Below are 25616 nucleotides of genomic sequence, written 5' to 3'. Positions count from 1 at the left end.
AGTGTTCCAAAATATCGAACATGTACACCCGGAAGTCGATCAGCATCTTCCGATCTTGGCCGTAAACCGATCCTCCTTACGGGCGTTCCGGCGGTCCTCCAGCGGAACTCGAGGGGTGGCCCGGCGCTTCCCGAGACGCATTCCAGCGCCGCGCGAGTCACCGGTGACAGACTTGGACGGCCCGCCTCGCGCGATCATCCCGCGAGTCCCCCGGCCCCACACCCAAGGATCTCCGTGCTCGACATGAATGCCCTTCAGCGGGGCGATGTACTGCTCCAGGCCGCCGTCGCGGAAGCCGCTCTCGGCGAGACGGCCACGGCTCGCGGCAGGATCGACCTGCTGCTCGAACTCGACGACGACACCCTGTTCACCCTGACCAAGGTCGCGGTGACCTTCCTCATGCGGATCCATCGGGCCGAGGGCCAGGAATGGACCGCGCTCACGGACGCCGGGGCCGGCCGGAACGAACCCTCCGCCGCCCGGAGTTACACCATCGGGCTGCTCAACGCCTGGTCCGCCCGCGAGGGCGGCACCGTCACGTCGCTCTTCGCCACCGCGTCCGCCGATCCGCAACGCCGCGAGGAGATGCTCCGCGATCCGTTCGACTTCGCGATCGAGCGGGCACTGGAACTGGCCACCAAGCACGTCGGCCCGCACACCCTCGTCCGGCAGTTGTGCAAGTCCATCGCGCGCGAAGACCGCTCGATGGCCCAGGACTGGCCCTGAGCCGGCCGCGGGGCCGCACACTACTGCGGCCCCGCATCACCCTCCGGCCCCTCCTGCGCGCCGCCGGCGCTCTCACCGAGCGGCAGCCGCACGGTGAACTCGCACCGGCCCGGCCGGCTGCGGGCGGTGACCGTGCCGTCGTGGGCCTCGACCACGGCGGCGACGATGGCCAGGCCCAGGCCCGCGCCGCTGCCCGCGCCGCTGCCCGCGCCGGGGCGCCGCCGGTCGGCGCGCGCGAAACGTTCGAAGAGCGTCGCGCGCACCGCCTCCGGCACCCCGGGGCCGTTGTCCGCGACTCTCACCTCGACCGTCCCGTCGCCTGCCGGTACGGTCCGCAGCCGCACCGCGACCTCGGTCCCGTCCGGGGTGTGGATGCGGGCGTTGGCCAGCAGGTTCGCCACCACCTGCTGCAACCGGTGGGCGTCGCCGGGGACGGTGACGGGCTCCGCCGGCAGATCGAGGACCCATCGGTGACCGGGGCCGGCGGCCCGTGCATCGTCCACCGCGTCCAGCACCAGCCGCGTCAGGTCCACCGGTCGGCGCTCCAGCGGCCGGCCGGCGTCCAGCCGGGCGAGCAGCAACAGGTCGTCGACCATCTCGCCCATCCGCGCTGACTCCGCGGCCACCCGCTCCAGCGACCGCCGTACCTCGGCCGGCACCGGTCCGGGGTGGCGCAGGGCCAGTTCCGCGTGACCGCGCACCGAGGCGACGGGGGTACGCAGTTCATGGCTGGCGTCGGCCGCGAACCGGCGCAGCCGTTCCTCGCTCGTGTGCCGCTTGGACAGGGCGTCTCCGACGTGGCCGAGCATGAGGTTGAAGGCGGTGGCGACCTGTCCCGCCTCGCTGCGCGGATCCGCGTCCGGCACTCGCAGCGGCAGCGCGACCTCGCCGCTGTCCAGCGGCAGCCGCGTCACGGCCGTGGCGGTCGCGGCGACCCTGCGCAACGGCCGCAACGACCAGCGCACCCAGAGCGCTCCTGCCACACCGGTCACCACCAGGGCCCCGCCGAAGACCGCCGCCTCGACCAGTTCGAGCCGGCGCACGGCCTCCTCGACGCCCCGCAGCGGCAGACCGGTGACGAGTACGTCCTGGTCGTCGCCTGCCACGGCCCTGACCCGGTAGCCGTGCAGTGCCGACAGCCCGATGTCGTGGGCCCGGCCGTCGACCGGAACGGCCGCCAGTTCCGCCTTGTCGGCCGCGGTCAGCTCCACCGTGGTGTCGGTACCGGAGCGCACCACCGCGGCGTCGGTGACCACTCCGGCGAGCAGCCGGGCGCCGAAGGTGCCGGGCGACTGGCGGCGGGTGTCCGCGTGGTTGTCCGCGTCGGGTTCGCCGTGTTCCCCCGCGTGCTCCAGGCTCGCCGGGAACTGGCCGCCCGCGTCGCTGAGCTGCTGGTCGAGGCGCTCGGTGAGAAAGCCCCGCAGCGCGAGCACCGCGGCGACGCCGACGGCCGCGCAGCTGACCGCGAGCAGCACCACCAGCCCGCAGGTCAGCCGGGCGCGCAGGGTGTGCGGTCCGATCACGGGGTGCCCGGCTTGAGGACGTATCCGGCGCCCCGCACGGTGTGGATCATCGGCGGGTGCCCGACGTCGATCTTCTTCCGCAGATAGCTGATGTAGAGCTCCACGATGTGGGCCCGGCCGCCGAAGTCGTACGACCAGACGTGGTCCAGGATCTGCGCCTTGCTCAGCACCCGGCGGGGGTTGCGCAGCAGGTACCGCAGCAGCTCGAACTCGGTCGGCGACAGTTCGACGTTCCGCCCGTCCCGGGTCACCTCCCGCGCCTCCTCGTCCATGACCAGGTCGCCGACGGTCAGCAGGGCCCCTTCGGGCCGCTGCCGGGTCATGCCCGCGCGGCGCAGCAGCCCGCGCAGCCGGGCCAGTACCTCTTCGAGGCTGAACGGTTTGGTGACGTAGTCGTCGCCGCCCGCGGTGAGGCCGGCGATCCGGTCCTCGACGGCGTCGCGCGCGGTCAGGAAGAGCACACAGATCCCGGGCTGCCGGTCCCGCAGTCCGCGCAGCACGGAGAGCCCGTCGAAGTCCGGCAGCATGATGTCGAGGACGACGGCGTCCGGCTGGAAGTCCCGGGCCGCGGTGAGCGCCGAGGCACCGTCGGCGGCGGTCCGCACCTGCCAGCCCTCGTAGTGCAGGACTCCGGCGAGGACCTCCAGCAGGTCCGGCTCGTCATCCACGACGAGGACCCGGACCGGGGTGCCGTCCGGGCGGGTGAGGGAGGGCAGCGGGCGTGCCGCGGGTGGGGTGTCCATGGTCCGTCCAGCATGCCGCCCCAACCTCTGCGTTTCCCATGAGACCTGCCCCGGGCCGCCGGTTCAGAGCTGATTCAGAGGTTGCGGCGGCACAGTGGGCCGTCAGCCGACGAAAGGGGACATCGTGGCGACGACCTACGGCCACCGGGCGGCCCGGCGGGGCTCCGCGCAGCCCGTGCCGCGCGGCCGCCGGTCACCGGCCGGGCCGGTGCTCGCCCTGGCCGCGGCGGGTGCCGTCGCGGTGCTGGCGCTGTGGTGGCACGACACCGCCGCGGTCGTCGGGCCCGCGGGGTGGCTGATCGGCGCGGGCCGGATCGCCGGCCTCCTCACCGGCTACGGCTGCGCCGTCCTGGTCGCCCTCATGGCCAGGGTGCCCGCCCTGGAACGCGGCGTGGGGAGCGACCGGGTGGCCCGCTGGCACGCGATGGCCGGGCGCTACACCGTCTGTCTGCTGCTGGCGCACATCGTCCTGATCATCTGGGGCTACGCGGTGCAGGCCCGCACGGGCATCGTGCGGGAGACCACGACCGTGGTGCTGGACTATCCGGAGATGCTCAAGGGAACGGCGGGTGCGCTGATCCTCATCGCCGTCGGTGTTATCTCCGCGCGTGCCGTACGCCGCCGGGTCAGCTACGAGACCTGGTACTACCTGCATGTCCTGACCTATCTCGCGCTCTTCCTCGCCTTCGGCCACCAACTCGCCCTCGGCGCCGATTTCGCCGGGAACGCGGCGGCCCGGAACGCCTGGTACGCGCTGTACCTCGGGGTCGCGGCACTGGTGGTGTGGTTCCGCGTTCTCGTCCCCGTCCGGTTGAACGTCCGGCACCGGCTGCGGGTCGCGGCCGTCGTGCGCGAGGCGCCCGGCGTCGTCTCCGTGCTGATCCAGGGGCGCCGGCTGGCCGAACTGCGCGCCGAGCCGGGCCAGTTCCTGCGCTGGCGGTTCCTCGCCGGCGGACTGTGGTGGACCTCCAGCCCGTACTCGCTGTCGGCCGCCCCCCGCCAGGACCGGCTGCGCATCACCGTCAAGGCGGCCGGCGACCACAGCGCGGCGCTGGCCCTGCTCCGGCCCGGCACCCGGGTCTGGGCGGAGGGCCCGTACGGGGCGCTGACCGCCGCCCGCCGGACCCGTTCCAAGGTGCTGCTGCTCGCGGGCGGTGTGGGTGTCACCCCGCTGCGCGCGCTGTTCGAGACGCTCCCCGCCCGTCCCGGCGAGCTGACCCTGCTGTACCGGGCCCGCACACCGGGGGACCTGGCCCTGCGGTCGGAGCTGGAGTCGATAGCCCAGTCCCGCGGAGCCCGGCTGTACTACGCCGTCAACGCGGCGGACGGCACCCGCGCCGCCATCACGGCCACCGGCCTGCGGACGATACTGCCCGACATCGCACAGCACGACGTGTACCTGTGCGGGCCGGACGGCATGGCGCGGGAGTCGTACGACGCACTGCGCGCGGCCGGTGTGCCCACCGGCCGCATCCACCACGAATCCTTCGAGCTGTGAGCGCCATGCGAACTCATCCCCTGCGCCGCATCGTGCTGAGCGCGGCGGCGACCGTGACCGGAGTCGTCCTCCTGCTGTCCCTGAAACCGCACGCGCAACAGCAGTCGGTGGCGCAGCAGAACACGAACTCCGGATCCTCCTCCCCCGCTGCGGCGGGGTCCGACCCGTCGGCTTCGGCGGGTTCGGCTGGTTCGGCGTCCGGCGGGGTCAGGACCGTCGACGGGGACACCATCCAGACGCGGTTCGGACCGGTGCAGGTGCGGATCACCCTGACCGGCGCGAAGATCACCGCGGTCACCGTGCTCCAGGTGCCCGACGAGAACGGCCGGGACCAGGAGATCGCTGAATTCTCCGTTCCACAACTCACTCAGGAGGCCCTCGACGCCCAGAGCGCCGGCATCGACACCGTCTCCGGCGCGACGTACACCAGCGAGGGGTACATCCGCTCCCTGCAGAGCGCACTGGACAGGTCCGGTGGCTGACGCCCCGGAGCGGCTGCGGCACGTGGAGCACGTGATGGGCACCGTGTTCTCGTTCGACGTCCGTGGTGACACCGGTCCGCGCACCCGTACCGCGCTGGCCGCCGCCACGGCCTGGCTGCACCACGTCGACGAGGAGTTCTCGCCCTACCGGCCCGGCAGCCAGCTCAGCCGGCTGGCCCGCGGCGAGCTCGCCCCCGACGACTGCTCGCCGGAGGTACGGGAGGTGCTGCGGCTGTGTGCCGACGCCGAGCGGCGGAGCGGCGGCTGGTTCAGCGCCCGGTACGCGGGAGGGCTCGATCCGACCGGTCTCGTCAAGGGGTGGGCCGTGGAGCGGGCGGCGGCGATGCTGCACTCAGCGGGCGCGCCCGCCGTCTGCGTCAACGGCGGCGGCGATGTGCAGCTGCACGGCGGTCCCTGGCGGGTGGGGGTGGCGGACCCGCTGCGGCCAGGTGCCGTCGTGACCGTCGTCGAGGCCCGGCACACGCTGGCTGTGGCCACCTCCGGCCCCGCCGAGCGCGGCTGCCACATCCTGGACCCGCACACCGGCGCACCCCCGGCCGACGCCCTCGCCTCGGTCACGGTGCTCGCCCGCGGCCTGACCGACGCCGACGCCTGGGCCACCGCCGCCTGCGCGATGGGCGCGGACCGGGCCCGCGGGTGGCTGGAGGACCTGCCGGGAGCGGAGGCGTTCGCGGTCACGTCCGACGGTGGTACCTGGCAGACCCGCGGCTTCGCCCGGACCCGCGTCGGCGAAACGGGAGCCGCTTCGGGGCGGACCGGCTGACCGGCCGACCCGGCCGACCCGGCCTCGGGAACCACCGGACGGAGCCCGTCAGGTGCAGATGCATCTCACTCTGTGGCAGCGGGGACAGACGACACGTCTCCTGACGTCAACGGCCGGCTCCGGTTCCATAACGCGCTCCTGACTCTCCAGCGCCGCCACGGCTGTGCCCGGCAGGCTCGTTGTGCTCACTCCTTCAGACGCTTGAGCCGCGTTCTGGGTTCGCTTTTGACGCAACTTCGTGACAGCGCTTGCTCTCCAGGCCGCCGTACGCCCGCTCTTGGGAGTCCTCGTCCGAGTTGTACCCCCACTCAGGTTTCGCACAGCGAGGTCCCGGTGGCCGCCGGCCGGCTCACGACGGCCACCGTCCGTGCCCGGAACCCTTCCTTCAGCGACTTGGTGACGCTGCGTCGACAATCAGTTCGCGGGGCCGCCCCGTCCCGTCGGACGGGACGGCCCAGACGTCGGAGCCCCCCTTGCCCCGGGATCTGGCGTACATGACGGTGTGCTCGTCGAACCACGCGGCCTGGTCGTCCACACTCGCCGGCTCGGCGAGCGGGGTCTCCCGCATCGTCGCCAGGTCGAGCACGTAGAGCCGCCAGGGCCGCGCCGCGTCGGAGGAGACCCGCTTCTTGAACACCACCCGGGTGCCGTCGGGCGACAGGGAAGGGCACTCGGCGTTCTCACGCAGTGTGTGCGCCTCCCACTTCCCGTAGTCGCCCTGGACGAGGTACGTCTTCCCTTTCGTCGTCACGGTCGCGTAGAAGCGGTTGTCGTCCGCCGCGAAGGTCACCCCCCAGAAGTTGACGTCGGACGCCCGGTAGCGGCGGCCGTCGATGAACAACGGGATGTCCTCGATGTTCAGCACCGCGTAGCCGGTCCGGGTGTCGAGGATTCCGGTCCAGGTGGAGAAGCCGCCCCGGTTGTAGGAGTCCCCCTGGACGAACACCGTCCAGGAGACCATCCGCCCGCTGGGCGAGACCCGGGCGCGGTTGGGGATGCCCGACAGCTTCACCCGGCGGACCTCGCGCAGTTGACGGTCGACGATCAGCGCGTACGTCCTGGGCACGGCGCCGGTGCTGGTGACGAGGCAGACGCCGGTGCCCGCCGCGCTGTAGAAGCGCTCGCAGCCCAGCCCGCTGACCGTACGGGGAGCGCCGGCCCCGCCGGCCGGCACGGCCGCGATGTTGCCGTGGCCGGCCCCGGGAGCGGTGTCCCGGAACAGCAGTTGGCCGGGGCGGACGGTGTCGATCGGCTCGCCGTGGAAGGCGGGGACCGCCTCGCGCCGCGCGGCGTGGACGCTGTAGCCGACCCCGAGCCCGCCCAGCACCAGCAGGGCGGCCACCGGTGCGAGCAGCCGGAAGCGGGCGTGCTGCCGGAAAGCGGTCATGAGATCGTCTCCTCGTCGTACGACCGGGCGTCGGGTTCGCGGACGCCCTCTGCGTCCGCGCCACCTGCCGGGAAGCCGAACCTGGCCACCAGGAGGCACACCACGAGCCCGGCCGCCATCACCGCGAGCCCGGTGCGCGGACCCCATGCCGTCCAGGCAGCGCCGAGGATGATCGACGACACCACCCGGGCACCCGCCTGGCCGGTCTGCAGCAGTGCCATCCCGCTGGTCCGCAGCCCGGCGGGCAGCAGCGGGCCGGCCGCGGCCATCAGCACGCCGTCGGTCGCGGCGTAGAACACCCCGTGCAGCAGGAGCGCCGGGATGAGGACGAACAGTCCGCCGGCGGGTCCGAGCAGCATCGCGTACGCGCCGAGCAGCGCCACATGGCCGCCCAGGAACATCCGGAACCTGCCGGTACGGTCCGCCATGCGGCCCAGCGGCACGGCGAGCAGGAGGTAGGCGCCGGTGGTGCCGAGCGGCAGCAGCGGGAAGTACTCCGGGGCGATCCCCAACCGCCGTTGCAGCAGCAGGTAGATGAAGGAGTCGCTGACCGTGACGAGACCCAGTGCGGCGGTCAGGACGCAGGTGCGGCGGAACGCGGCCGCGCGCAGCAGTCCGAACGCGGCGCGCAGCGCGGGCTCCCGCCGGTCCGGGGGTGGATCCTGCCGGTCCCGGACGAGCGAGACGAGCAGCACCACCCCGAGCGCGGCGACGCAGAAGCTGACGACGAACACCGCGTCGTAGGCGGTGCCGGTCGCGGCGAGGACCGCGAAGGCCGCGAGCGGGCCGATGAAGGCGCCGACGGTGTCCATCGCCCGGTGCACGCCGAAGGCGAGTCCGAGGGTCTGCGGTGGCGTACTGAGGGAGATGAGCGCGTCCCGCGGGGCGGTGCGCAGGCCCTTGCCTGCCCGGTCGGCGGCCACCACCGCGCCGAGAGCGCCCACCGAGCTCCCCGCGGCCAGCAGGCCGAGTTTGCACACCGCCGACAGCCCGTAGCCGATCCCGGCGACCAGTTTGCGGCGCTGGCGGCGGTCGGCGAGATGGCCGCCGACCAGCCGTACGAGGACGGTGGCGCCGGAGTACAGGCTGTCGAACATGCCGAACGCAAGGGGGCTCAGGCCCAGTTGGAGTACCAGGTAGAGCGGCAGCACCGCGCTGACCATCTCCGAGGAGACATCGGTGACCATGCTGACGGCGCCGAGCGCGACCACGTTGGCGGGGACCGTACGCAGCAGCCCGGCCCGGCGCCCCGGGCGGAGGCCCGGGGCGCCGTCGGCGGCACTGGTGCTGCTGCTCGCCGAGATGTACATCGGCTACTTCCACCCGCTGATGTCGAGCAGTACGCCGTAGCCGGTGACGTTGTACTGGACGATCACGTACAGATGGCGCCCGGTCGCGTCGAAGACGCCCCCGGTGAAGGAGCCCATCGGGTCGTTGACGGTCGCCACCCGGATACAGCCGTCGCTCTGCAGGTCGGGGTCGGACCCGTCCGGCAGACAGCTCCACAGGTCGTTGCCGTGGAAGCCCTGGAGATCGCTCTCGGTGTCACCGTCCTCGTGCACGATCCAGCTGCCGCGGCCGGGCCGGAAGGCCATGTTGTCGGGCATGTTGACCGCCGGGCTGCCCGGCACGAACAACTGGACCTGCGGGATGGCCGCGTTGGTGGTGGCGGCGGCCACCGTCCCGTCGGTCAGGCACACCGACTCGCCCCAGTTCTGCGCCTCGTCCTCGTTTCCCGTCTCGTTGACGCAGGCACGGACCTGCCCCGCGGCAAGCGCGGTTCCGTCCAGGTCCATGTCCTCCGGCCGGTACAGGCCGGTCAGATGGAGCGCGGCGGTGGCCCCGGTCAGGTCGGGGTCGGTGCGGTCGGGGACGGGGATCCAGGCGCCCTGGCCGGTCTGGGTGCCCTGGCCGTAGTCCCGGCCGCCTTCGTACCGGCCCAGCCGGAGCCCGTAGACCCGGCCGGACGCGAAGGGCGAGTCGCTCAGCCGGTGGATGGGGCCGGCGCCCGCCGCCCGCGGCTTGTCCGGCACGAACTTGAACAGCGCGCCGCCGGGCGCGCCCTTGTCGGGACGGTTCTCGTCGGCGTAGTAGAGCAGGCCGTTGGGCAGCACCGAGATGCCCTCGTAGGACATCCGGCCGACGCCGGGCCGGACGGTGAGGTTCGCCGCGCCGGTGCCGCCGCTGAAGCGGCCGGTGGACCGGTCGAGCGTCACTCCGGTGGTGTGCAGCGGGTCGATCAGCTCGTAGAGCCGGCCGCCCTCGGGGCCGCCACCGGTCTCCTCGCCGATGACGATGGTCCCCCAGGCGGTGCGCCGGACGGGGTCGCAGCTGTCGGTGCCGGTCAGGATGGTCTGGGACCTGCCGGTCGCCAGCTCCGTGCGCAGCAGTCCCGGCTTGTCCGGGTCGCTCTCGTTGCAGCTGATGAGCCAGCGCGGGTCGGAGTCGCTGGGCCACAGGGCGCCCTGATCGGTCGTCAGCGGCAGCCGGGCGTTGACCACTCGGGTGTGCAGGCTCTTGGCGAGGGTGACCAGTCGCTCCGGGTGGGCGAGTGCCTCCGCCTTGCTGATCGCCCGGGTCGACGAATGCGCCAGGTCACCGGTGACGCCGTGCGGGTTGCCGCGGTCGGCGGCTTCGGCCCGGTCCGGCACGGAGCCGGCGAACATCGCACCGGCTCCGGCCGTCAGGGCCACCATGGCGGCGGCGAGCACCGTCAGGGGTCGTTTCACGTGGTGTCTCCTTGTTCCACGGCATGCGCCGCGAGTTGAGCGTGGGTCGGTGGCGGGTGACGGGAGGTGTCAGTGGCAGGTGACGGGACCGAAGGTGTCGAGCACCGAGCCGTTGTCGCGGATCAGCTGCCCGGTGTACGTGGTCGGGGTGAGGGTCAGCTTCAGGACGGCCTTGACGTCGGTGATCCGCTTCTGGCTGTTCGGCTGTGCGCTCTCGAAGCCGTAGCTGTCGGCGCCGCCGGTGCCCACGATCAGTTCCCGCACCCCCGCCGGGTCGGCGCCGCCCGTCGCGTTCTGCGGGGCGAAGCGTTCGTAGAGGTGGTCGTGGCCGTTCAGGATCAGGTCGGCGCCGTGGGCGCGCAGGATCTGCCAGACCGGCTTGCTGACCATGTCGGCCTGCGGCCCGGAGCTGTACAGCGGCCGGTGCCAGTACGCGGCGACGCAGCCGTTGGTGTTCTTGGTGAGGTCCGCCTCCAGCCACTTGCCCTGCGCGGAGGTCGCGGACATGGAGATCTCGGTGTCGAGCGCGACGAAGTGCCAGCCGCCCCGGTCCCAGCTGTAGTAGGTCTTGCCGTCGGGGGTGGCACGGCTGCCGAAGTACCCCTTGTAGCCGGCCGCCGGGGTGCTGTCGTCGTACTCGTGGTTGCCGGTCGACGGATGGGTCTTGTTGAGGAACCGGCCCCAGGTCGTCCCGTAGTACTTCTTGAAGTCGCTGAGGCTGCCGGTGTCGTACTGGTTGTCGCCGAGGGTGAGTACCTCGTCGGGGTTGATGGCCTCGACGCGCTTGGCGGTGTTCTCCGCCCCGCAGTTGTTGCCCGCGGCGCAGCCGGGATCGGCGATGTCACCGGCGGCGACGACCGTGAACGACGTGGTGCTCTGACCGGGTGTGCCGGTCACCGGAGCGCTCGCGGCGGAGACGTTGCCCGCCGCGTCCACGGCTTTGACGGTGTAGGTGTAGGCCGTTCCCTGGGTGCGGCCGGTGTCGGTGTACGTGGTGCCGGTCGCGGTCGCGACGACCGCGCCGTCCCGTGCCACCTGGTAGCCGGTGACACCGACGTCGTCGGTGGACGCGTCCCAGGCGAGGGAGACGGAGGTGGCGGTCGTGCCGGTGACGCGGGGGTTCCCGGGCGCGGTGGGCGCGGTGGTGTCCGGGCCGCCGGCCGGGCCGTACACCTCGAACTCCTTGAGGGAGTAGCCGTATGCGGTGCCGCGGGCGGTGCCGTACACGCGGACGTAGCGGCCGGTGGTGGCGGCCGGCAGGGTCACCTCGTCGATGCCGCCGTCACCGGTGGTCGTCGAGTACGCCTTGGTCCAGGCGGAGCCGTCGGGCGAGACCTCGACGCGGTAGCCCTTGCCGTAGGCGGCCTCCCAGTCGAGGTGCACGCGGGTGAGGGTGTGGGCGGCGCCGAGGTCGACGCGGATCCACTGCGGGTCGAGGCCCTCCTCGCTGGCCCAGCGGGTGGCGGTGTTCCCGTCCACCGCCTTGGCCGCGTTGAGGGACGAACTCTCGTCGGACGAGGAGAGGGCCGGCCTGCCGCGGGACAGCAGCACGTCGCCGGCCGCGAATCCGGACGACGAGGCCGACAGGGTGATGAGCAGGGCGAGGGCCGCCACCAGGCCGTACAGACGGCGATGGCGGGCGGGCAGGAGCAGGGACACGACTGCCTCCGGGCGTGGGAGATCGATCGCGGAGCCCGGCTGCACCGGGACATCGCGAGGCCCACGGCCGGGGCAGATCTCTCACTGAGCGCGTCACATCCGGGGATGCCGCGCCAAGCCGCGTGCAGCGAGCGTGGCAAAGGTCCAGGTACCCGTCAATAGGAGTTAGTAAAGTTTCCTAACTGGTAATTCCGAGCAACTCTCCGTTCACTCCCCTCACCCCGCCTCCGCGACCGGCTCGACCTTCACAAGCCCGGGTGCCGCCTGAGAAACTGGGCGCCGACACCTGAGGAGAGTCCGATCCATGCTGGAACTCGAACTGGAGCCGGGCGACTTCACCGCCTTCTGCCGCGAGATTCACGGGTACGAGCCCTTTCCGTGGCAGACGGCTCTGGTGGACCGGGTGGTGAAGGACGGCTGGCCGCGGGCCGTCACGGTGCCGACCGGGCTCGGCAAGACCTGTGTCCTCGATGTCGCGGTGTTCACCGCCGCCTTGGAACGCGGCCGGACCGGAGCCGAGGTGCGCCCTTCGCGGGCACCGCTGCGGATCTTCTACGTCGTGGACCGGCGGTTGGTCTCCGACGAGGCGTACGACCACGCGGCGCGGCTCGCCCGGACGCTGCGGTCCGCGCTGTCGGATCCGTACGCCGGCCGGCCGACGACCCCGATCGCACCGAGACCACCGACGGTTCCGGTGGGCACGGTCACCGGACGCGTCGCGCGGGCGCTGTGGCGCGAGGGCGACACCGATGTGCTGGAGGCGACCCGGATGCGGGGCGGGGTGACCTGGTCGCCGAACTGGCTGGAGCGCCCCGACCGGCTCGCCGTCGCCGTCGGCACGGTCGACCAGGTGGGCAGCCGCCTGCTCTTCCGCGGCACCGGCACCCGGCGCCGGTCGATCGACGCCGCCCTGACCGGCACCGACTCACTGATCGTCATCGACGAGGCGCACGGGGCCGAGGAGTTCGCGGCCGGCGTCCGCGCCGCCTTCGCGCTGGACGGGACACCCGAGGCGCTGCGCCCCGTCCTGGTGACCATGTCGGCGGTCGCCGGGCGCGGGAGCGCCGACGCGCACGGCATCACCGGTGACGACGAGCGCCATCCGGTGGCGGGCCCGCGGCTGCGGTCGGCCAAGCGGCTGTACCCCGTCGGGGTCGGCACGGACGCCGCGGGCCCGGATCAGTCGATGGCCGCCTCACTCGCCGCATGGGCGCGGCAATTGGCCGCCGACGGCGAGGTCGTCGGGGTCGTCTGCAACACGCTCGGGCGGGCCCGCGCCGTCCTGGAGCTGCTGCCCGGTGAGAAGGTGCTCCTGACCGGGCGGAGCCGCGCCCTGGACCGGGAGTACCTGCGGGGCCGCTGGTTCGACCGGACGAAGGCCGGCCACGAGCCCCGCCACGACGGCCCGTTCCATGTGGTGACCACGCAGACCGTCGAGGTCGGCACCGACCTCGACTTCGACGCGCTGGTCACCGAAGCAGCCCCGCTCCCGGCCCTGGTCCAGCGGCTGGGCCGGCTCAACCGCGCCGGGCGGCGCACCGACGCCCGCGCGGTCGTGCTCCGCGGTACGGCGGACGTGCCCCTGGCCCGGAGCGACGCGAGCGACGCGAGCGACGCCACCTGGCGTCTGCTGGCCGGGCTCTGCCCGCCGGTCGTGACCGGCCCCGGCGAGACCCCGGACCTCACCGGCCCCGGTCTGGCCGTCTCCCCCGCCGCGCTGCGCCGGCTGACGGCCGGCCTCGACGCCACGGCATGGCAGGAGATGTGCGGATCCCCGCCGGCCAGAACCCCCGTGCACGCGGCGGCGCTTGACGCCTGGGTGCGCACGGAACCGGCACCCGACGTGGACGAGCCGGTGGCCCCGTATCTGCACGGCATCGGCGCGGACGCCCGTCCCGTCGTCAGCGTCGCGTGGCGGACCCGCGAGGCGGGCCGGACCGCCGAGGAGTGGCGCGACACGGTGAACCTGTTCCCTCCCGCCGCCGAGGAGAGCATCGAACTGCCGCTGCACGCCGTACGGCGCTGGCTGACCGGTACCCCGAACGCCGCCGCGATCTCCGACGACGACGCGTTTCCCGGGCCGGGCGAGGGGCCCTCGGACGGACCGCCGGACGGCGGGTCCGGGGTGGAGGTCCTCCGGTACCGGTTCGACGCGGCCACCGCGATCGTCACGCCCGACGCCATCGAGGCCGACGATCTCATCGTCCTGCCGACGGGTTTCGGGGGGTGCGACGCGTACGGCTGGAACCCCGATGCCACGGATCCGGTCATCGACATCGCGGACCTGGGGGGCGGCGGGGACGAGCGGGCCGCCGTCCGGATCGGCCCGGCCCTGGCCACCGCCGTGCGCGTCTGCGACCCCGCGCTCGCTTCCCGGGTGGACCGGCTGATCGCCGACATCGCCGCAGACACCGCGCCCTTCACCGCCGAGCAGGAGGCCCGCTACCGCGACCGTTTCGCCGAACTGGCCGGCAGCGCGGCCGACGACGTCCCGCACCTCAGGGTGTTCGGCGCCTTGGCCCGCGGAGGGCGTCTCCTCACCGTCAACGGCCTCCGGTTGTTCGTCGCCGGCCAGGCCGTCCTCAACGGGCCCTCCACGGCCGGTCTGCCACAGACCCTCGCCGAACACCAGGCCGAAGTGTCCGCGGCCGCCGGGCTCTACGCCCGCAATCTTCACCTGGACGGCCCTACGATCGCCGCCGTCGCCCTCGCGGCCGCCCTGCACGACGAGGGCAAGCGGGACCCGCGCTTCCAGACGATGCTGCACGGCGGGGACGAGGACGCCGCCCTCGCCGCACCGGAGCCGCTCGCCAAGTCCGGTACGGACCCGGCCGACCGAGCCGGGTCCGGGAAGGCCCGGCGGGCCTCCGGCTATCCGCAGGGGATGCGGCACGAAGCGCTCTCGGCCCGCATCGCCGCACTGCACACGGCGGGCCGCGACGACCTCGACACCGACCTGGTCATTCATCTGGTCGCGTCCCACCACGGGTTCGCCCGGCCGCTGCTGCCGCCGGTCGCCGACCCGGACCCCCGGCTGCTCCGGCTGACCATCGCCGGTCAGGAGGTCGCCCTGGGCACCGCCGAGACCGTGGACCGGGCCGGGCCCGCCCGGTTCGAGGCCCTCAACCGCAGATACGGGCGCTGGGGGCTGGCCCGGCTGGAGGCACTGGTCCGGCTCGCCGACGTCTACTGCTCCATCCAGCGGGAGATCTGACGGACCCTAGAACAGCTTCTGGCCGGTGGGCCGCCACCGTTCTCCGAACGGTTCGGCCAGCCCGTCCTGGGCCAGCACCTTGAGGTGCTTGAGGACGGTCCGCGACTGGTAGCCGACTGCGGTGCACAGCTCCTCCACCGTGATACAGCCGTCCCCGGCGGACCGCACCTCCTCCCAGGTACGCGCCGCATGATGACCGAGGCCGCCGTCCGCCACCGGTTCCGAGGCTCTGGGTACGTCCGGCTTCGCAGCCTTCGCAGCCTTCGCAGGCTGCGCGGACGTCTCTGGTGTGCGCGTTGCGCTCTGCTCCTCTTCGGGGACCACCCGTCCGGCGGCCGGGGCCCGGGGCGCGGCCGGCGGCCGCGCGGGGCCGGCCGGCCGGGGGTTGCGGTTGACCGTCCGGTGCCTACGGCCTTTTTGGTGCTTGCTCATCGTGTCGTCCTGTTCTGAGGGATACCACTGGCGTGGAAATGTGGTGGGTGCCACTCACCTCAGGAAACGATCACAACGACAGCAGGTCACCCCCGGCATCACCCGTTACCAGGCCCCTGCGCACCACGCCATGACGACACTCGGTAACAGCTCGGCTACTTTGCCACGGGTGCCTGACGGGTCGTCTGCCGCCGTCCGCGACCCGTTGCCCGTGTCAGGCGGGAGCGCGGCCGCTGGCGGCGGCCCATTGGTGGGTGACGTCGGCGAACGCGCGGGCGGCGGCGCTCTCGTAGGCGGTCTCGCGGCGCAGCAGGCTGACCGTTCGGGCGGGCAGTGGCGGTGCCAGGGCGACGGGGTGCAGATGGGGGTGGTCGCGGGTGATGGCGTCGGGCAGCACGGTGGCCAGCGGTGTGTGCCGGACGATCTCGGTGAGCGCGTTGACGGAGTCCGCCTCCATGGCGATGTGCGGCTGTACCTGGTGCGCGGCGAGATGCGCGTCGATATGGCCGCGGGTCACGAAGCCGCTGGTGAGCAGTGCGAGAGGGTGCCCGTGCAGGGCCCGCACCGGCAACGGCCGCTTCCGGGCGGCGTAGGGGTGGCCGGTGCCGACGACGAGGCTCAGGGTCTCGGTGAAGAGCGCGGTGCCCGCGATGCCCGGCAGGTGCGGGCCGCTGAAGCCGATGCCCAGGTCCAGCTCGTCGGCCAGCAGCCGGGCCTCGATGCGATCCTGTGCGTCCTCCTGGACGTCCAGGAGGATGCCGGGGTGGCGGGTGTAGAAGTCCCCGGTCAGCGGGCCGGCGAGGTAGGCGGTGAAGGTCGGGGTCATGGCCAGCCGCAGGGTGCCGGACGAGAGGTCCTGGACGTCCAGGACCGCGCGCTCCGCGGCGGCCAGGTCGCGCAGGGCGCGGCGGGCGTAGTGGACGTAGGTCCGGCCGGCGTCGGTCAGCCGGACGGTGCGCCCGGTCCGGTCCAGCAGCTGCACCTTCAAGGAGCGTTCCAGCTGCTTGATCTGCTGGGAGAGCGTCGGCTGGGAGATGTGCAGGGCCTCGGCCGCGCGGGTGAAGTTCGCGTGTTCCGCGACGGCGAGCAGATAGCGCAGGTGCCGTAGTTCCAAGGCTGCGCCCCCAGCTATAGATGACAGCAATCGATGTCATGAATGCTACGTCTTGGACACTATAGGCACAGGTCACGCAGGGTGGAGCACGTCGGCCTCCGCCGACACCCTCACTGAAGGGAGTGACCATGCGCGACATCGCCGAGGGAGTCCAGCGCTTCCAGCGGGACGTCTTCCCCGCCCGGGCGGCGCTCTTCGAGCACCTCGCCGCCACCCACCGGCCGACCGCCCTGTTCATCGGGTGTTCCGACGCCAGGGTGGTCCCCGAGCTGATCACCCAGCGCGAGCCGGGCGAGCTGTTCGTCATCAGGACCGCCGGCAACCTCGTCCCCGCCCACGCCGCCGGCGCGGACGGTGTGGCGGCCAGCATCGAGTACGCCATCGGTGTCCTGGGCGTCAGCGACATCATCGTCTGCGGTCATTCCGCCTGCGGCGCGATGACCGCGCTCGCCGAGGGCCGGGACCTGACCGCACTGCCCGCCATCGCCGACTGGCTGCGGCACGCCGACGCCTCCCCGGCCGGCACCGCCCCGTCCGGCACCGCCCCGGCGGACGGCGGGGACGCGGTCGCCGCCCTGATCCGCGACAACGTCCTGACGCAGCTCGAGCATCTCGCCACCCACCCCAGCGTCGCCCGCGCACTGGACCGGCACACGGTCACCCTGCACGGCTGGGTCTACGACATCGGCACCGGCGCCGTCGAGGAACTCGACTCGGCGAGCGGCCGCTTCACCGCACTCGCCGGCTGACGACCACGTCGGCCGGCCGTCACTCCCCCACCCTCCGGAAGGAACCTCCCATGATGCACGCCCAGTTCGACCCGCAGGCCCGCGAGCGGCTCGCGATCCAGGTCGTCGACGCCAAGATGCGCAAGGACCTCAGCTGGCAGGAACTGGCCGATGTCACCGGCCTGTCGGTGGCCTTCGTGACGGCCGCGCTGCTCGGCCAGCATCCGCTGCCCGCCGACGCCGCCGACGCCGTCACCGGGCTCCTCGGCCTGGACGGGGACGCCGCCCTGCTGCTGCGGACGATCCCCTCGCGCGGTTCCGCCCCGAACGGCGTCCCCACCGATCCGACGATCTACCGCTTCCACGAGATGCTGCAGGTCTACGGCACCACGCTCAAGGCGCTGATCCACGAGCAGTTCGGCGACGGCATCATCAGCGCGATCAACTTCCAGCTCGATGTGCGGAAGGTCGAGGACCCCGACGGCGGCTCCCGGGCCGTCATCACCCTCGACGGCAAGTACCTGCCGACGAAGCCCTTCTGATCCCGCCCTCCGCCCGGCGGCCCGGGGCGCCGACGACGACCAGCGCCGCTGAGAACCCGACTCAGGTCAGGGTTCGGAACCCTGACGGCGTCAGCCGGACACCCGGGCGGAGTCGCTCTCCTCCACCACCTTGTAACCGGCGACCGAGGGCCAGCGGACGGTCAGCACGACCGACTCCTCCTCCGCGTACCAGGAGTGGTCGACGCCCCGGCCCCATACGACGTAGTCACCCTGCTCGGCGAGGAGCACGCTCCGCCCGGGGAGCTCCACCCGGAAGCGGCCCTTGATGAGGACCAGCAGAGCGGTACGCTCCTCCGCGGTCACCCAGACCGCCCGCTCGTCACCCGGCGGGTGGACGCCCCATTTGATCTCGACGTCCTCGCTGTGCCGGGGGTCGGACCCGTCCTTGAAGTGACCGAGCAACCAGCCCCGGTCCAGTGCGGCGTCGACGCCCGCATTGCCCACATACACGCTGTCGTTCATGATTCCCGACGGTAGCAGCCGGCCGTTTCCGGCGCGGACGGGGCCCTTGCGCGGGTTTACGCCGAACCGGTCGATGTCCCCGGCGTTCGGCCTGACGGAGCGTAGCGGGGCGACGGCGGGGATAGGGAGTGGTCATGCGCACTCTGACGACACTCGCCCTCACATCCGCTCTCGCCCTCACCGCGGCCCCGGGCGCACTCGCCGGATCCGCGGCCCCCGGCGCACCTGCCGCATCCGCCAAGGTGCGTGCGTGCTCGCCGGGGGACCTCTCCTTCACCGTCCGCATGCTGCCGCCCATCGCGAGTGCGGTGGCGCTCGTGAGTGTGAAGAACCAGAGCGCGAGCAGATGCACCGTCAACCGCTTCCCGACCGTGACGTTCGGGGGCCTCGACGGAGAGGCCCGCACCGTCCCGGACTCGGCCGACGGCCCGCGGGTCGTCCAGGCGCGCCAGCGCCAGTTCGCGGCGCTCAGGACCGACGACCGCAGTGCCCCGGCCCGGTACGCCCCGACGCTCACGGTCGCCGCCGACCCCGCGCACAGCGGGCTCACCTTCACGGCGGCCGGGATCGGCGCGCCGACCCCGGGCATCGCGGTCTACGACCCGGTCACCACCCTGTGGCACGACACCCAGGACGAAGCGCTGGCGGCCCTCGGAAACTGATGCGGTCGGCCCGCCGGTGACGATCCGGTTGCGGTGCCGGGGGGCGCGTTTCCGGTCCCCGGGCGAATCGTTGGCGTGGGTATGCATCACGTGGAGAAGCAGGACAGGACCCCGCTCGTCGTCCGGTGGCTCAGCACCTACGGACCGGACGGCACGGTGGACGGGGGTTCATGGGGCGGGCGGGTCGATGAACCCCTGCCGCGGGTGGATCCGGCCCGGCGGGCGCGCGGGGCGATGGTCGGCTTCGCGGTCGTCACGATCGCGGCGGCGGTCGTGTCGGTGCTCATCGGCTGAGCACGACGCGACCGTCCGCGGGACGGAAGGAACGCCCGGTTGTTCCCGCGGTGGTTTTACCGTCCGGCACACAGCGCAGTATTCCGGGAAACGCATTGACGGCCTCGCAAATGACTTAAAGAAATCTTAAGGCCACTCCCCATAAACCCGTGCAATACTCCCGGTGTAGAATCGATCCGATATCCGGTTGGCGGTCGCGGATTAGGTGGGAGCCGTGCAGGATCCCTTGTTCCACGTTGCCCTCGACCAGCTCCCCGAGTCCCAGGATTCGGGCTACGTCGTCGTCGACGCGCACGGCATGGTGGTGAGCTGGAACCGCGGCGCCGAGCAGCTGCTCGGCCGTGGCGCCGACGAGCTCGGCGGGCTGCGGGCGGCCGACCTGCTCCACACCCCATCGGACGCCGCCCGGATCGCGGCGCGTTGCACGGCGGAGCCGGAGACATCCCTGGGGCGGACGATGCTGCGCCGCGAGGACGGCGGTCCGGTGGCCGTCATGCTGTGGGCCCATCGCCTCACCCCGATCGCCGGCGAGCGGTACTGGCTGCTGCGCGGGACCGACGCCGAAGCGGTGAACCAGGAGGATCTGGGCCGCGCCCTCCTGCAGGGGCTGTTCACCGAGTCACCGTTCGTCATCGACGTCTTCGACACCGATCTGCGCTTCCTGGCGCACAACCGGACGCAGCGTTTCCGTCCGGGGCAGTCCATCGGCCGCACCATGCGGGAGGTCACACCGCTGAGCCATGTGGACATAGACGCGCTGGAGGCCCGTCAGCGCCATGTGCTCGCCACCGGTGAGGCGCTGATCGCGACCGAGGTGCACGGCCGTTCCGCCGACGACCCGGAACAGGACCGGGTCTGGTCGGAGACCATCATGCCGTTGCGCGGTCGCAGCGGAGAGGTGGTCGGGCTGGCGCACGCGGTGGCCAATGTGACCGAACGAGCCCGTGCGCGGGAGCGGCTGGCCCTGGTCAACGCCGCGAGTGTGAGCATCGGCAGCACGCTGGACGTCCTGACGACCGCGCAGGAACTGACCGATGCCCTGGTCCCGCGGCTGGCCGACTACGCCTACGTCAATCTGCTGGAGCCGGTGTTCGGCGGTGAGGAGCCGCCGGCCGGCCCGCCGGCCGGGACCGTACCGCTGCGCCGGGCCGCGACGTCGTCCATCCCCGAGGGGCCGGCGGGGCCGGTGATCGCGCGGGGTGAGATCGACACGTTCACCTCGGGACCCGGGCCGTTGATGCCGCGGATCCTGGCCGGCGGTGAGCCGCTGCTGCTCACGGGTGAGGAACTGATCGCCGAGATCACCCCGATCGATCCACACCGGGCCGCGATGATCCGCGAGACCGGGGTGCACTCGCTGCTCATGGTCCCGATGTCCGCGCGGGGCGCGGTGCTCGGCGCCGCGGTCTTCACCCGTTTCCAGCACCCGGAGCCGTTCGAGCGGGACGACATCCTGCTGGCCCAGGAGGTCGTGGCGCGCGCCGCCGTGTGCATCGACAACGCGAGCCGGTACACCCGCGAGCGCACGACAGCGCTGGCCCTGCAGCGCAGTCTGCTGCCGCAGCGGCTGCCGGTGCTCGGGAGCGCGGAGACGCTGGGCCGGTATCTGCCGGAGCGGGGCCGCGCGGAACTGGGCGGTGCCTGGTTCGACGTGATTCCGCTGTCGGGCGCCCGGGTGGCGTTCGTCGTCGGTGACGTGGGCTCGCACGGACTGCACGCGGCGGTCACGGTGGGGCGGCTGCGCACCGCGGTGCGGACGCTCGCCGATCTGGACCTGTCACCGGAGGAGTTGCTGACCCGGCTCGACGACCACGTCCACCGGTCCTCGGACGAGGGCGGCGACCAGGACGAGGACGCCGCGCAGGGTGACGGTCTCGCGCAGGGCGCGGCCGGGACGATGTGCCTGTACGCGGTCTTCGACCCGGTCTCGCGCCGGTGCGTCATGGCGCGGGCCGCGCATCCGGACCATCCACCGCCCGCACTGCTCTCCGCTGACGGCCGGGTCGGCTTCCCCGATCTGCCCGGCGGCCCTCCGCTGGGCCTGGGCACCGACCCGTTCGAGACCGGCGAGGTGACGCTGACCGACGGGGACGTGCTGGTGCTGTACACCGGCCGGCGGACGGCGGCCGGGGACGGACCCGCCACCCGGGACCGGGAGGAGTTCCGCACGGCCTTGTCCGATCCGCCGCTGCCGGTGTCCCCCGGGCTCGGCGACCTCTGCGAGGCGGTGAAGCAGCGGCTGGCACCCGGCGGCGACGCCGCGCTGCTGATGGCGCGGGTGCGCGGGCTGCGTCCGGACCGTCATGTCACGTGGGAGCTGGAGGCCACGCCCGAGGTGGTGGGCCGGGCGCGCGCCCTGGTGGCCGCGAAGCTGGCCGAGTGGGGGCTGGAGGAGCTCGGGTTCAGCACCGAGCTGATCGTCAGCGAACTGGTCACCAACGCCATCCGGTACGGCAATCCGCCGATCCGGCTGCGGCTGATCCGCGACCGCAGCCTCATCTGTGAGGTCTCCGACGGCAGCAGCACGTCACCGCATGTGCGGCGGGCCCTGGAAACGGACGAGGGCGGGCGCGGGCTGTACCTGGTCGCCCAGGTCGCCCGGATCTGGGGCACCCGCTACGACGCGCGCGGCAAGACCATCTGGGCCGAGCAGCCGCTCCCCGCCGGCCCGTAGACCGTGGAACGTGGACCCGGACGCGACGGCCCGGCCCGGCGTGCGGGCCCTGCCGGGGAAACGGGCGGGCCTGCCGGGCAACGTCACGACGTGGTCCACCAGCGGGTCCGGGAGGCCCTGGAGGCGGCGTTGCGGCGGCGGCGTTTGCTGCGGCCGCCGCTGCCCTGGGCCGCGGCGAGTCCGAAGGTCACCTCGATGTGTGCGCCGCCCAGCCGGCCCCGGGAGATGGCCACCGCTCCGCGTGTCACGGCGGCCGCCCGGTGGGCGATGTCCAGTCCAAGGCCGGTGGAGACCGTGCTGACCCCGCGGGCCACTGCGCCGCCCGGGTCCGGGATGCCGGGACCGGCGTCCTCGACCACGAGCGCCACGCTCTGTGCGCCACGCTCCAGGCGCACCGCGAACGCGGTGCCGGGTGCCGTGTGCCGGAACACATTGCCGACCAGGGCGTCGAAAACGGCCGCGAGGTCGTCCTCGGGCAGGTCGATCAGCGCCTCTTCGAGCGTGATGTCCACGTGGAACGGCCGGTGTTGCTGCTCGGCCAGAACGGCCCAGAAGGCCGCTTTGCGACGGATCACCGAGGCCGCCGCGCAGCTCTCCGCGGGCGGGCCCGAGACGGGCGACCGGCCGGGGGCGGCGGCTCCCGAGAGCGGCCGCAGGCCCCATCCCATCGGCCCCACGGCGAGGGGTGTGCGGGCCGCGGTGATGATGGAGTGCAGCTCGGCGTCGAGGTGGTGGATCGCGGCGGCGATCCGTTCCGCGTCGGCGGTCGGCCCCATCCGGTCGGCGGTCAGACGCAGTGCGGTCAGCGGCGTCCGCAGCCGGTGCGAGAGGTCCGCGACGAGCTCACGCTCGACGGCGAGCAGCTCCAGCATGCGGTCGGCCATCGCGTTGAAGGCCAGCCCCGCCTCGTACAGCTCGGGCGGTCCCATCGGGTCCACCCGGACGTTGAGGTCGCCGCGGCCCAGGGCGTGGGTGGCGCGGGACAGATTGTGCGAGGAGCGCACCACGCGGGCGGCGAGCCGGTCCGCGACGAGGGTGGAGCCGGCCACCAGGGCCACCGCGAGCAGCGCGATGGCCCCCCAGGAGGCGGCCACGCCCCGGTTGAGCCGGTCCGACGGAACGAACTCCTCGATCACCGCCACCCGCCCGGGACCCAGGACGACCGGCTGGAGATAGACCCAGCCGCCTGGGCGGTTCTGGGCGATGGCCTCGCCGTCGCGGGCGGCCCGCCGCAGCAGGGCGGCGGGCGCGTGCGTCGGTCCGACGACCTGTCCGGCCGGCAAGTGGACGCTCAGGTCCTCGCCGGGGGCCAGTACGGAGATGGCCTGGCGCAGGTCGGGGATGTCGTCGGTCAGGGCCAGCACCGGAGCGAGGGCGGCGGCCTGCTGCTCCGCGGCGGTGATCGCCTGGTTGCGGGCCTCCGAACGCACCAGCAGGGCGAGGGGTATCAGGAAGGACAGGGCCACCATGGAGGTGACCGCCAGCGCCACCCCTGCCAGGGTGCGTCTCACGGTGGGGTCACCAGCTTGATGCCGACACCGCGCACCGTGTGCAGATACCGCGGACGTATCGCCCGTTCACCGAGTTTGCGCCGCAGTGCGGACAGATGCACATCGATCGTCGCATCGTCGACATACGACTCGCGCCACACCTCGGTGAGGATCTTGCGCTTGGAGACGACGCAGCCGGCGTTGCCTGCCAGGTAGGCGAGAAGATCGAACTCGCGCCGGGTGAGATGCAGTTCCCGGCCGCCGAGATGCGCGGTGCGGGCCATCGCGTCCACCCGCAGCTCACCGACGACCATCGGGCCCTGCGTCGCGGTCGGGCCCTCGTGCAGGCCTCCGGGAACGGAGGCGACGGCCCGGCCGACGCGTCGCAGTACCGCGGTCAGCCGGGCGGTCAACTGTCCGCTGGAGAAGGGCTTGACGAGATAGTCGTCGGCGCCCGCGTTCAGCAGCCGGACGATCTCGGCGTCGTCGTCCCTGGCGGTGACCACGAGCACCGGCACCTGGGAGATGCCACGGATCATGCGCAGCGCGTCACTTCCGTCCAGATCCGGCAGTCCCAGGTCCAGGATGACGGCGTCGAGGGGCCCTTGTGTCACCTCTCTCAGTCCGCTGAATCCATCGGCGGCACTGCGCACCACATGGCCGTCACCGGTCAGGATCTCGATCAGTGCCGCGCGTATGGCGGGGTCGTCTTCCACGACAAGGACGCTGGCCATGCGGCACACCGTAACGGATCAGCCATGATGGTGCCGTGCCCCGTCCGCTGCGCTACCTCATGATCTGGCTGTGCTGCACGGCTCTGACCGTGACCGCCGCCTTCCTGGCCGTGCGCTTCGTGGTGCATTCCACCGCTCCCCTGCCGCCGACCGCGCATGCGCTGCCGACGGTCTTCAGCACGCCGTCCGCCACACCTGGCCTGCTCATCCCCGCCACTTCGGCGCCGAGCACCCCGCTCACCCCCACCCCCGCAAGACCCCGACGGCGACGCCGACCACCAAGGCACCCACCACGCGCCCTCCGACGACGGCCCCGGTGAACGGGCACAACGCGTCGAGCACCTGCCGGGGCGGTGTGGGGGTGCACAGCATGCAGTCGGTGGGCGGCCGGGTGACGTTCAACATGGGCGCCGACGCCATCTGCCTGGTCTCCGCGGTGCCGTCGCCGGGCTTCACCACGAGCACGGTCCAGGACGCACCGGACACCCTGACCGTGACCTTCTCCAGTGCGACCCACCGCTCGGAGACCACGGGGACCATCCACCCGCAGCCGCAGGCGGCCACCCGCGAAGTCTCCTGGTAGCCGCGGACGGTCGCGTCGCGGCGGCTCCGGCCGCCCGGAACCGAGCGGAACCTGTGGGCAACCTTAGGAGAATCTAAGGTTCCCGTCTCGGTGTGTGACATGGACCGGAAAGCGCCTAGGTTCGATCTCGCCCGGTCACTCAGCACCACCCCTCCGACCGGTCGTGACACATCCGGCGCGGGGCATCCCCCTGTGCTCCGCGCCGGCCCCCACCTCCGATCCCCCGAGGTCTTCCACACATGAGCTCGCACCGCCGCGCCGATCTGCCCAGCGCCCCCTCGCCGCAGCACCGCGCATCGCGGCAGCCCCGGCTGCGCAAAGCCGTCCTGGGCGCGGCCGTCATCGCCGCGCTGGGCGGCGGGACGGCCTTCGCCTGCATAGGCGGCGGCTCCGGCCACACCTCAGGACAGCCCACCGCTGCGACCCCCACCGCAGCGGTGGGCACACACAAGCCGCCGACCGGCACCCCGCCCACGTCTCCCGTGACGCACCCCGCCCGGCCGACGGCGAAGCCGACCCACACGCCCCCGCGGCACACCACCCCGCCCCGGCCCGCGCCGACCCCGACGAAGACCGCCCCCACCACCTCCGCCCCGTCGACCCCGCCGGTCTCCGGCGACGCGGTGCAGCAGGTGCTGGCCAAGGTCAACCAGGCCAGGGCCGGTCAGGGGCTGCCCGCGTACAAGCTCCTCGAAGGGTTGAACCGCAGTGCGGCAGCGCACAACAAGGTGATGTCCGGCGGCTGCGGGCTGTCCCACCAGTGCCCCGGCGAGCCCGCGTTCGGCGACCGCGAGCGGGCGCAGGGCGTGGAGTGGATGTCGGCGGGAGAGAACATCGGCGAGGGCGGACCGGTCGCGAACTCCGAGCAGGCCATCGCCAAGATGGCACTCGGGCTCACCCAGAGCATGCTCGACGAGCGACCGCCGGACGACGGCCACCGCCGCAACATGCTGAGCTCCTCGTTCACCCATATCGGTATCGCGGTATTCCGGGACAGTTCAGGAACTGTCTGGCTCACCCAGGACTTCTCCAACTGAGCTTTCCGCATCATGCTCCGCAATGGGGAAGACGACGTATCGGCGGATATGCGCCGTCGCGCGCACGCCTCCCCGTCGCGGCGGAACCGCACAGCGAC

General features: G+C 72.6%; 24 protein-coding genes. 12 read left to right on the top strand and 12 right to left on the bottom strand.

Annotation, left to right across the window (positions count from 1 at the left end):
* Positions 1–234: 234 nt before the first annotated feature.
* Positions 235–726, top strand: coding sequence for a hypothetical protein (locus LNW73_RS32390; protein ID WP_250992412.1), 492 nt, complete (start codon positions 235–237; stop codon positions 724–726).
* A 20-nt stretch (positions 727–746) separates the two neighbouring features.
* On the opposite strand, the gene LNW73_RS32385 is transcribed toward LNW73_RS32390, so the two are convergent.
* Together LNW73_RS32385 and LNW73_RS32380 are read right to left on the bottom strand one after the other, a co-directional pair.
* The gene (locus LNW73_RS32385) at positions 747–2249 is read right to left on the bottom strand and encodes a sensor histidine kinase (protein ID WP_250992411.1); all 1503 of its coding nucleotides are present in this window, start codon (positions 2247–2249) and stop codon (positions 747–749) included.
* Positions 2246–2992 carry a response regulator transcription factor gene (locus LNW73_RS32380; protein WP_250992410.1) on the bottom strand — a complete coding sequence of 249 codons (747 nt, stop codon included), beginning with the start codon at positions 2990–2992 and terminating at the stop codon, positions 2246–2248. The genes LNW73_RS32385 and LNW73_RS32380 overlap by 4 nt, the downstream gene beginning before the upstream one ends.
* Positions 2993–3116: 124 nt before the next feature.
* Here LNW73_RS32380 and LNW73_RS32375 point away from each other — a divergent pair, with 124 nt between their 5' ends.
* Genes LNW73_RS32375 through LNW73_RS32365 form a run of 3 tightly spaced genes read left to right on the top strand, consistent with a single transcriptional unit; the run spans position 3117 to position 5756 of the window.
* Positions 3117–4490, top strand: a complete 1374-nt coding sequence (locus tag LNW73_RS32375) for a ferredoxin reductase family protein (RefSeq protein ID WP_374118236.1) — start codon at positions 3117–3119, stop codon at positions 4488–4490.
* A 5-nt stretch (positions 4491–4495) separates the two neighbouring features.
* On the top strand, positions 4496–4972 hold the full coding sequence (locus LNW73_RS32370) for an FMN-binding protein (RefSeq protein ID WP_250992409.1): 477 nt from the start codon (positions 4496–4498) through the stop codon (positions 4970–4972).
* 34 nt (positions 4973–5006) lie between these two features.
* The gene (locus LNW73_RS32365; RefSeq protein WP_250993106.1) at positions 5007–5756 is read left to right on the top strand and encodes an FAD:protein FMN transferase; all 750 of its coding nucleotides are present in this window, start codon (positions 5007–5009) and stop codon (positions 5754–5756) included.
* Between the two features lie 385 nt (positions 5757–6141).
* Here LNW73_RS32365 and LNW73_RS32360 read toward each other — a convergent pair whose 3' ends face one another.
* The 4 genes from LNW73_RS32360 to LNW73_RS32345 all read right to left on the bottom strand — a co-directional run bounded on the left by LNW73_RS32360 (position 6142) and on the right by LNW73_RS32345 (position 11531).
* Positions 6142–7143 (bottom strand): TolB family protein, encoded by a 1002-nt coding sequence (locus LNW73_RS32360; RefSeq protein ID WP_250992408.1) that lies wholly within the window; start codon positions 7141–7143, stop codon positions 6142–6144.
* Positions 7140–8453, bottom strand: a complete 1314-nt coding sequence (locus LNW73_RS32355) for an MFS transporter (protein WP_250992407.1) — start codon at positions 8451–8453, stop codon at positions 7140–7142. The genes LNW73_RS32360 and LNW73_RS32355 overlap by 4 nt, the downstream gene beginning before the upstream one ends.
* Before the next feature lie 3 nt (positions 8454–8456).
* A complete protein-coding gene (locus tag LNW73_RS32350; RefSeq protein ID WP_250992406.1) occupies positions 8457–9872 on the bottom strand; it encodes a PhoX family protein in 1416 nt (471 codons plus the stop codon).
* Positions 9873–9941: 69 nt separating this feature from the next.
* Positions 9942–11531 carry a discoidin domain-containing protein gene (locus tag LNW73_RS32345; RefSeq protein WP_250992405.1) on the bottom strand — a complete coding sequence of 530 codons (1590 nt, stop codon included), beginning with the start codon at positions 11529–11531 and terminating at the stop codon, positions 9942–9944.
* A 304-nt stretch (positions 11532–11835) separates the two neighbouring features.
* Between LNW73_RS32345 and cas3g the strand changes: the two genes are divergently transcribed.
* Complete coding sequence (cas3g, locus tag LNW73_RS32340) at positions 11836–14745, top strand: type I-G CRISPR-associated helicase/endonuclease Cas3g (RefSeq protein WP_250992404.1); 2910 nt, start codon at positions 11836–11838, stop codon at positions 14743–14745.
* A 6-nt stretch (positions 14746–14751) separates the two neighbouring features.
* Here the strand turns inward: cas3g and LNW73_RS32335 are convergent, their stop codons facing one another.
* Together LNW73_RS32335 and cynR are read right to left on the bottom strand one after the other, a co-directional pair.
* Positions 14752–15177, bottom strand: coding sequence for a hypothetical protein (locus LNW73_RS32335; RefSeq protein WP_250992403.1), 426 nt, complete (start codon positions 15175–15177; stop codon positions 14752–14754).
* A gap of 214 nt (positions 15178–15391) precedes the next feature.
* A complete protein-coding gene (gene cynR, locus LNW73_RS32330; RefSeq protein WP_250992402.1) occupies positions 15392–16291 on the bottom strand; it encodes a transcriptional regulator CynR in 900 nt (299 codons plus the stop codon).
* 128 nt (positions 16292–16419) lie between these two features.
* Here cynR and LNW73_RS32325 point away from each other — a divergent pair, with 128 nt between their 5' ends.
* Complete coding sequence (locus tag LNW73_RS32325; protein WP_250992401.1) at positions 16420–17040, top strand: carbonic anhydrase; 621 nt, start codon at positions 16420–16422, stop codon at positions 17038–17040.
* A gap of 50 nt (positions 17041–17090) precedes the next feature.
* The gene (cynS, locus tag LNW73_RS32320; protein ID WP_250992400.1) at positions 17091–17561 is read left to right on the top strand and encodes a cyanase; all 471 of its coding nucleotides are present in this window, start codon (positions 17091–17093) and stop codon (positions 17559–17561) included.
* A 90-nt stretch (positions 17562–17651) separates the two neighbouring features.
* Here cynS and LNW73_RS32315 read toward each other — a convergent pair whose 3' ends face one another.
* Positions 17652–18044, bottom strand: coding sequence for a signal peptidase I (locus tag LNW73_RS32315; protein WP_250992399.1), 393 nt, complete (start codon positions 18042–18044; stop codon positions 17652–17654).
* A gap of 134 nt (positions 18045–18178) precedes the next feature.
* Here LNW73_RS32315 and LNW73_RS32310 point away from each other — a divergent pair, with 134 nt between their 5' ends.
* The 3 genes from LNW73_RS32310 to LNW73_RS32300 all read left to right on the top strand — a co-directional run bounded on the left by LNW73_RS32310 (position 18179) and on the right by LNW73_RS32300 (position 21674).
* A complete protein-coding gene (locus tag LNW73_RS32310) occupies positions 18179–18706 on the top strand; it encodes a DUF4232 domain-containing protein (protein WP_250992398.1) in 528 nt (175 codons plus the stop codon).
* A 75-nt stretch (positions 18707–18781) separates the two neighbouring features.
* Complete coding sequence (locus tag LNW73_RS32305) at positions 18782–19000, top strand: hypothetical protein (RefSeq protein WP_250992397.1); 219 nt, start codon at positions 18782–18784, stop codon at positions 18998–19000.
* 214 nt (positions 19001–19214) lie between these two features.
* The gene (locus tag LNW73_RS32300; RefSeq protein ID WP_250992396.1) at positions 19215–21674 is read left to right on the top strand and encodes a SpoIIE family protein phosphatase; all 2460 of its coding nucleotides are present in this window, start codon (positions 19215–19217) and stop codon (positions 21672–21674) included.
* Between the two features lie 83 nt (positions 21675–21757).
* Here LNW73_RS32300 and LNW73_RS32295 read toward each other — a convergent pair whose 3' ends face one another.
* The 3 genes from LNW73_RS32295 to LNW73_RS32285 are packed head-to-tail and all read right to left on the bottom strand — an operon-like array spanning position 21758 to position 24139.
* A complete protein-coding gene (locus LNW73_RS32295) occupies positions 21758–23185 on the bottom strand; it encodes a sensor histidine kinase (RefSeq protein WP_250992395.1) in 1428 nt (475 codons plus the stop codon).
* Positions 23182–23898 (bottom strand): response regulator transcription factor, encoded by a 717-nt coding sequence (locus LNW73_RS32290; protein ID WP_138351361.1) that lies wholly within the window; start codon positions 23896–23898, stop codon positions 23182–23184. The genes LNW73_RS32295 and LNW73_RS32290 overlap by 4 nt, the downstream gene beginning before the upstream one ends.
* Positions 23899–23950: 52 nt before the next feature.
* Complete coding sequence (locus LNW73_RS32285; RefSeq protein ID WP_250992394.1) at positions 23951–24139, bottom strand: hypothetical protein; 189 nt, start codon at positions 24137–24139, stop codon at positions 23951–23953.
* Between the two features lie 75 nt (positions 24140–24214).
* Here LNW73_RS32285 and LNW73_RS32280 point away from each other — a divergent pair, with 75 nt between their 5' ends.
* The gene (locus LNW73_RS32280) at positions 24215–24481 is read left to right on the top strand and encodes a hypothetical protein (protein WP_250992393.1); all 267 of its coding nucleotides are present in this window, start codon (positions 24215–24217) and stop codon (positions 24479–24481) included.
* A gap of 239 nt (positions 24482–24720) precedes the next feature.
* Positions 24721–25518, top strand: a complete 798-nt coding sequence (locus LNW73_RS32275; protein ID WP_250992392.1) for a CAP domain-containing protein — start codon at positions 24721–24723, stop codon at positions 25516–25518.
* Positions 25519–25616: the final 98 nt, after the last annotated feature.

This window comes from Streptomyces sp. RKAG337, assembly GCF_023701715.1.
GTDB lineage: Bacteria > Actinomycetota > Actinomycetes > Streptomycetales > Streptomycetaceae > Actinacidiphila.
This window is presented reverse-complemented; position numbering and strand designations above follow the sequence as displayed.

What these genes read in the sequence shown, in the direction of transcription:
- LNW73_RS32380 (WP_250992410.1), bottom strand. Translation starts at nt 2,992, where the DNA reads ATGGACACCCCACCCGCGGCACGCCCGCTGCCCTCCCTCACCCGCCCG.
- LNW73_RS32370 (WP_250992409.1), top strand. Translation starts at nt 4,496, where the DNA reads ATGCGAACTCATCCCCTGCGCCGCATCGTGCTGAGCGCGGCGGCGACC.
- LNW73_RS32365 (WP_250993106.1), top strand. Translation starts at nt 5,007, where the DNA reads ATGGGCACCGTGTTCTCGTTCGACGTCCGTGGTGACACCGGTCCGCGC.
- LNW73_RS32360 (WP_250992408.1), bottom strand. Translation starts at nt 7,143, where the DNA reads ATGACCGCTTTCCGGCAGCACGCCCGCTTCCGGCTGCTCGCACCGGTG.
- LNW73_RS32355 (WP_250992407.1), bottom strand. Translation starts at nt 8,453, where the DNA reads ATGTACATCTCGGCGAGCAGCAGCACCAGTGCCGCCGACGGCGCCCCG.
- cas3g (WP_250992404.1), top strand. Translation starts at nt 11,836, where the DNA reads ATGCTGGAACTCGAACTGGAGCCGGGCGACTTCACCGCCTTCTGCCGC.
- LNW73_RS32335 (WP_250992403.1), bottom strand. Translation starts at nt 15,177, where the DNA reads ATGAGCAAGCACCAAAAAGGCCGTAGGCACCGGACGGTCAACCGCAAC.
- LNW73_RS32325 (WP_250992401.1), top strand. Translation starts at nt 16,420, where the DNA reads ATGCGCGACATCGCCGAGGGAGTCCAGCGCTTCCAGCGGGACGTCTTC.
- cynS (WP_250992400.1), top strand. Translation starts at nt 17,091, where the DNA reads ATGATGCACGCCCAGTTCGACCCGCAGGCCCGCGAGCGGCTCGCGATC.
- LNW73_RS32315 (WP_250992399.1), bottom strand. Translation starts at nt 18,044, where the DNA reads ATGAACGACAGCGTGTATGTGGGCAATGCGGGCGTCGACGCCGCACTG.
- LNW73_RS32310 (WP_250992398.1), top strand. Translation starts at nt 18,179, where the DNA reads ATGCGCACTCTGACGACACTCGCCCTCACATCCGCTCTCGCCCTCACC.
- LNW73_RS32290 (WP_138351361.1), bottom strand. Translation starts at nt 23,898, where the DNA reads ATGGCCAGCGTCCTTGTCGTGGAAGACGACCCCGCCATACGCGCGGCA.
- LNW73_RS32275 (WP_250992392.1), top strand. Translation starts at nt 24,721, where the DNA reads ATGAGCTCGCACCGCCGCGCCGATCTGCCCAGCGCCCCCTCGCCGCAG.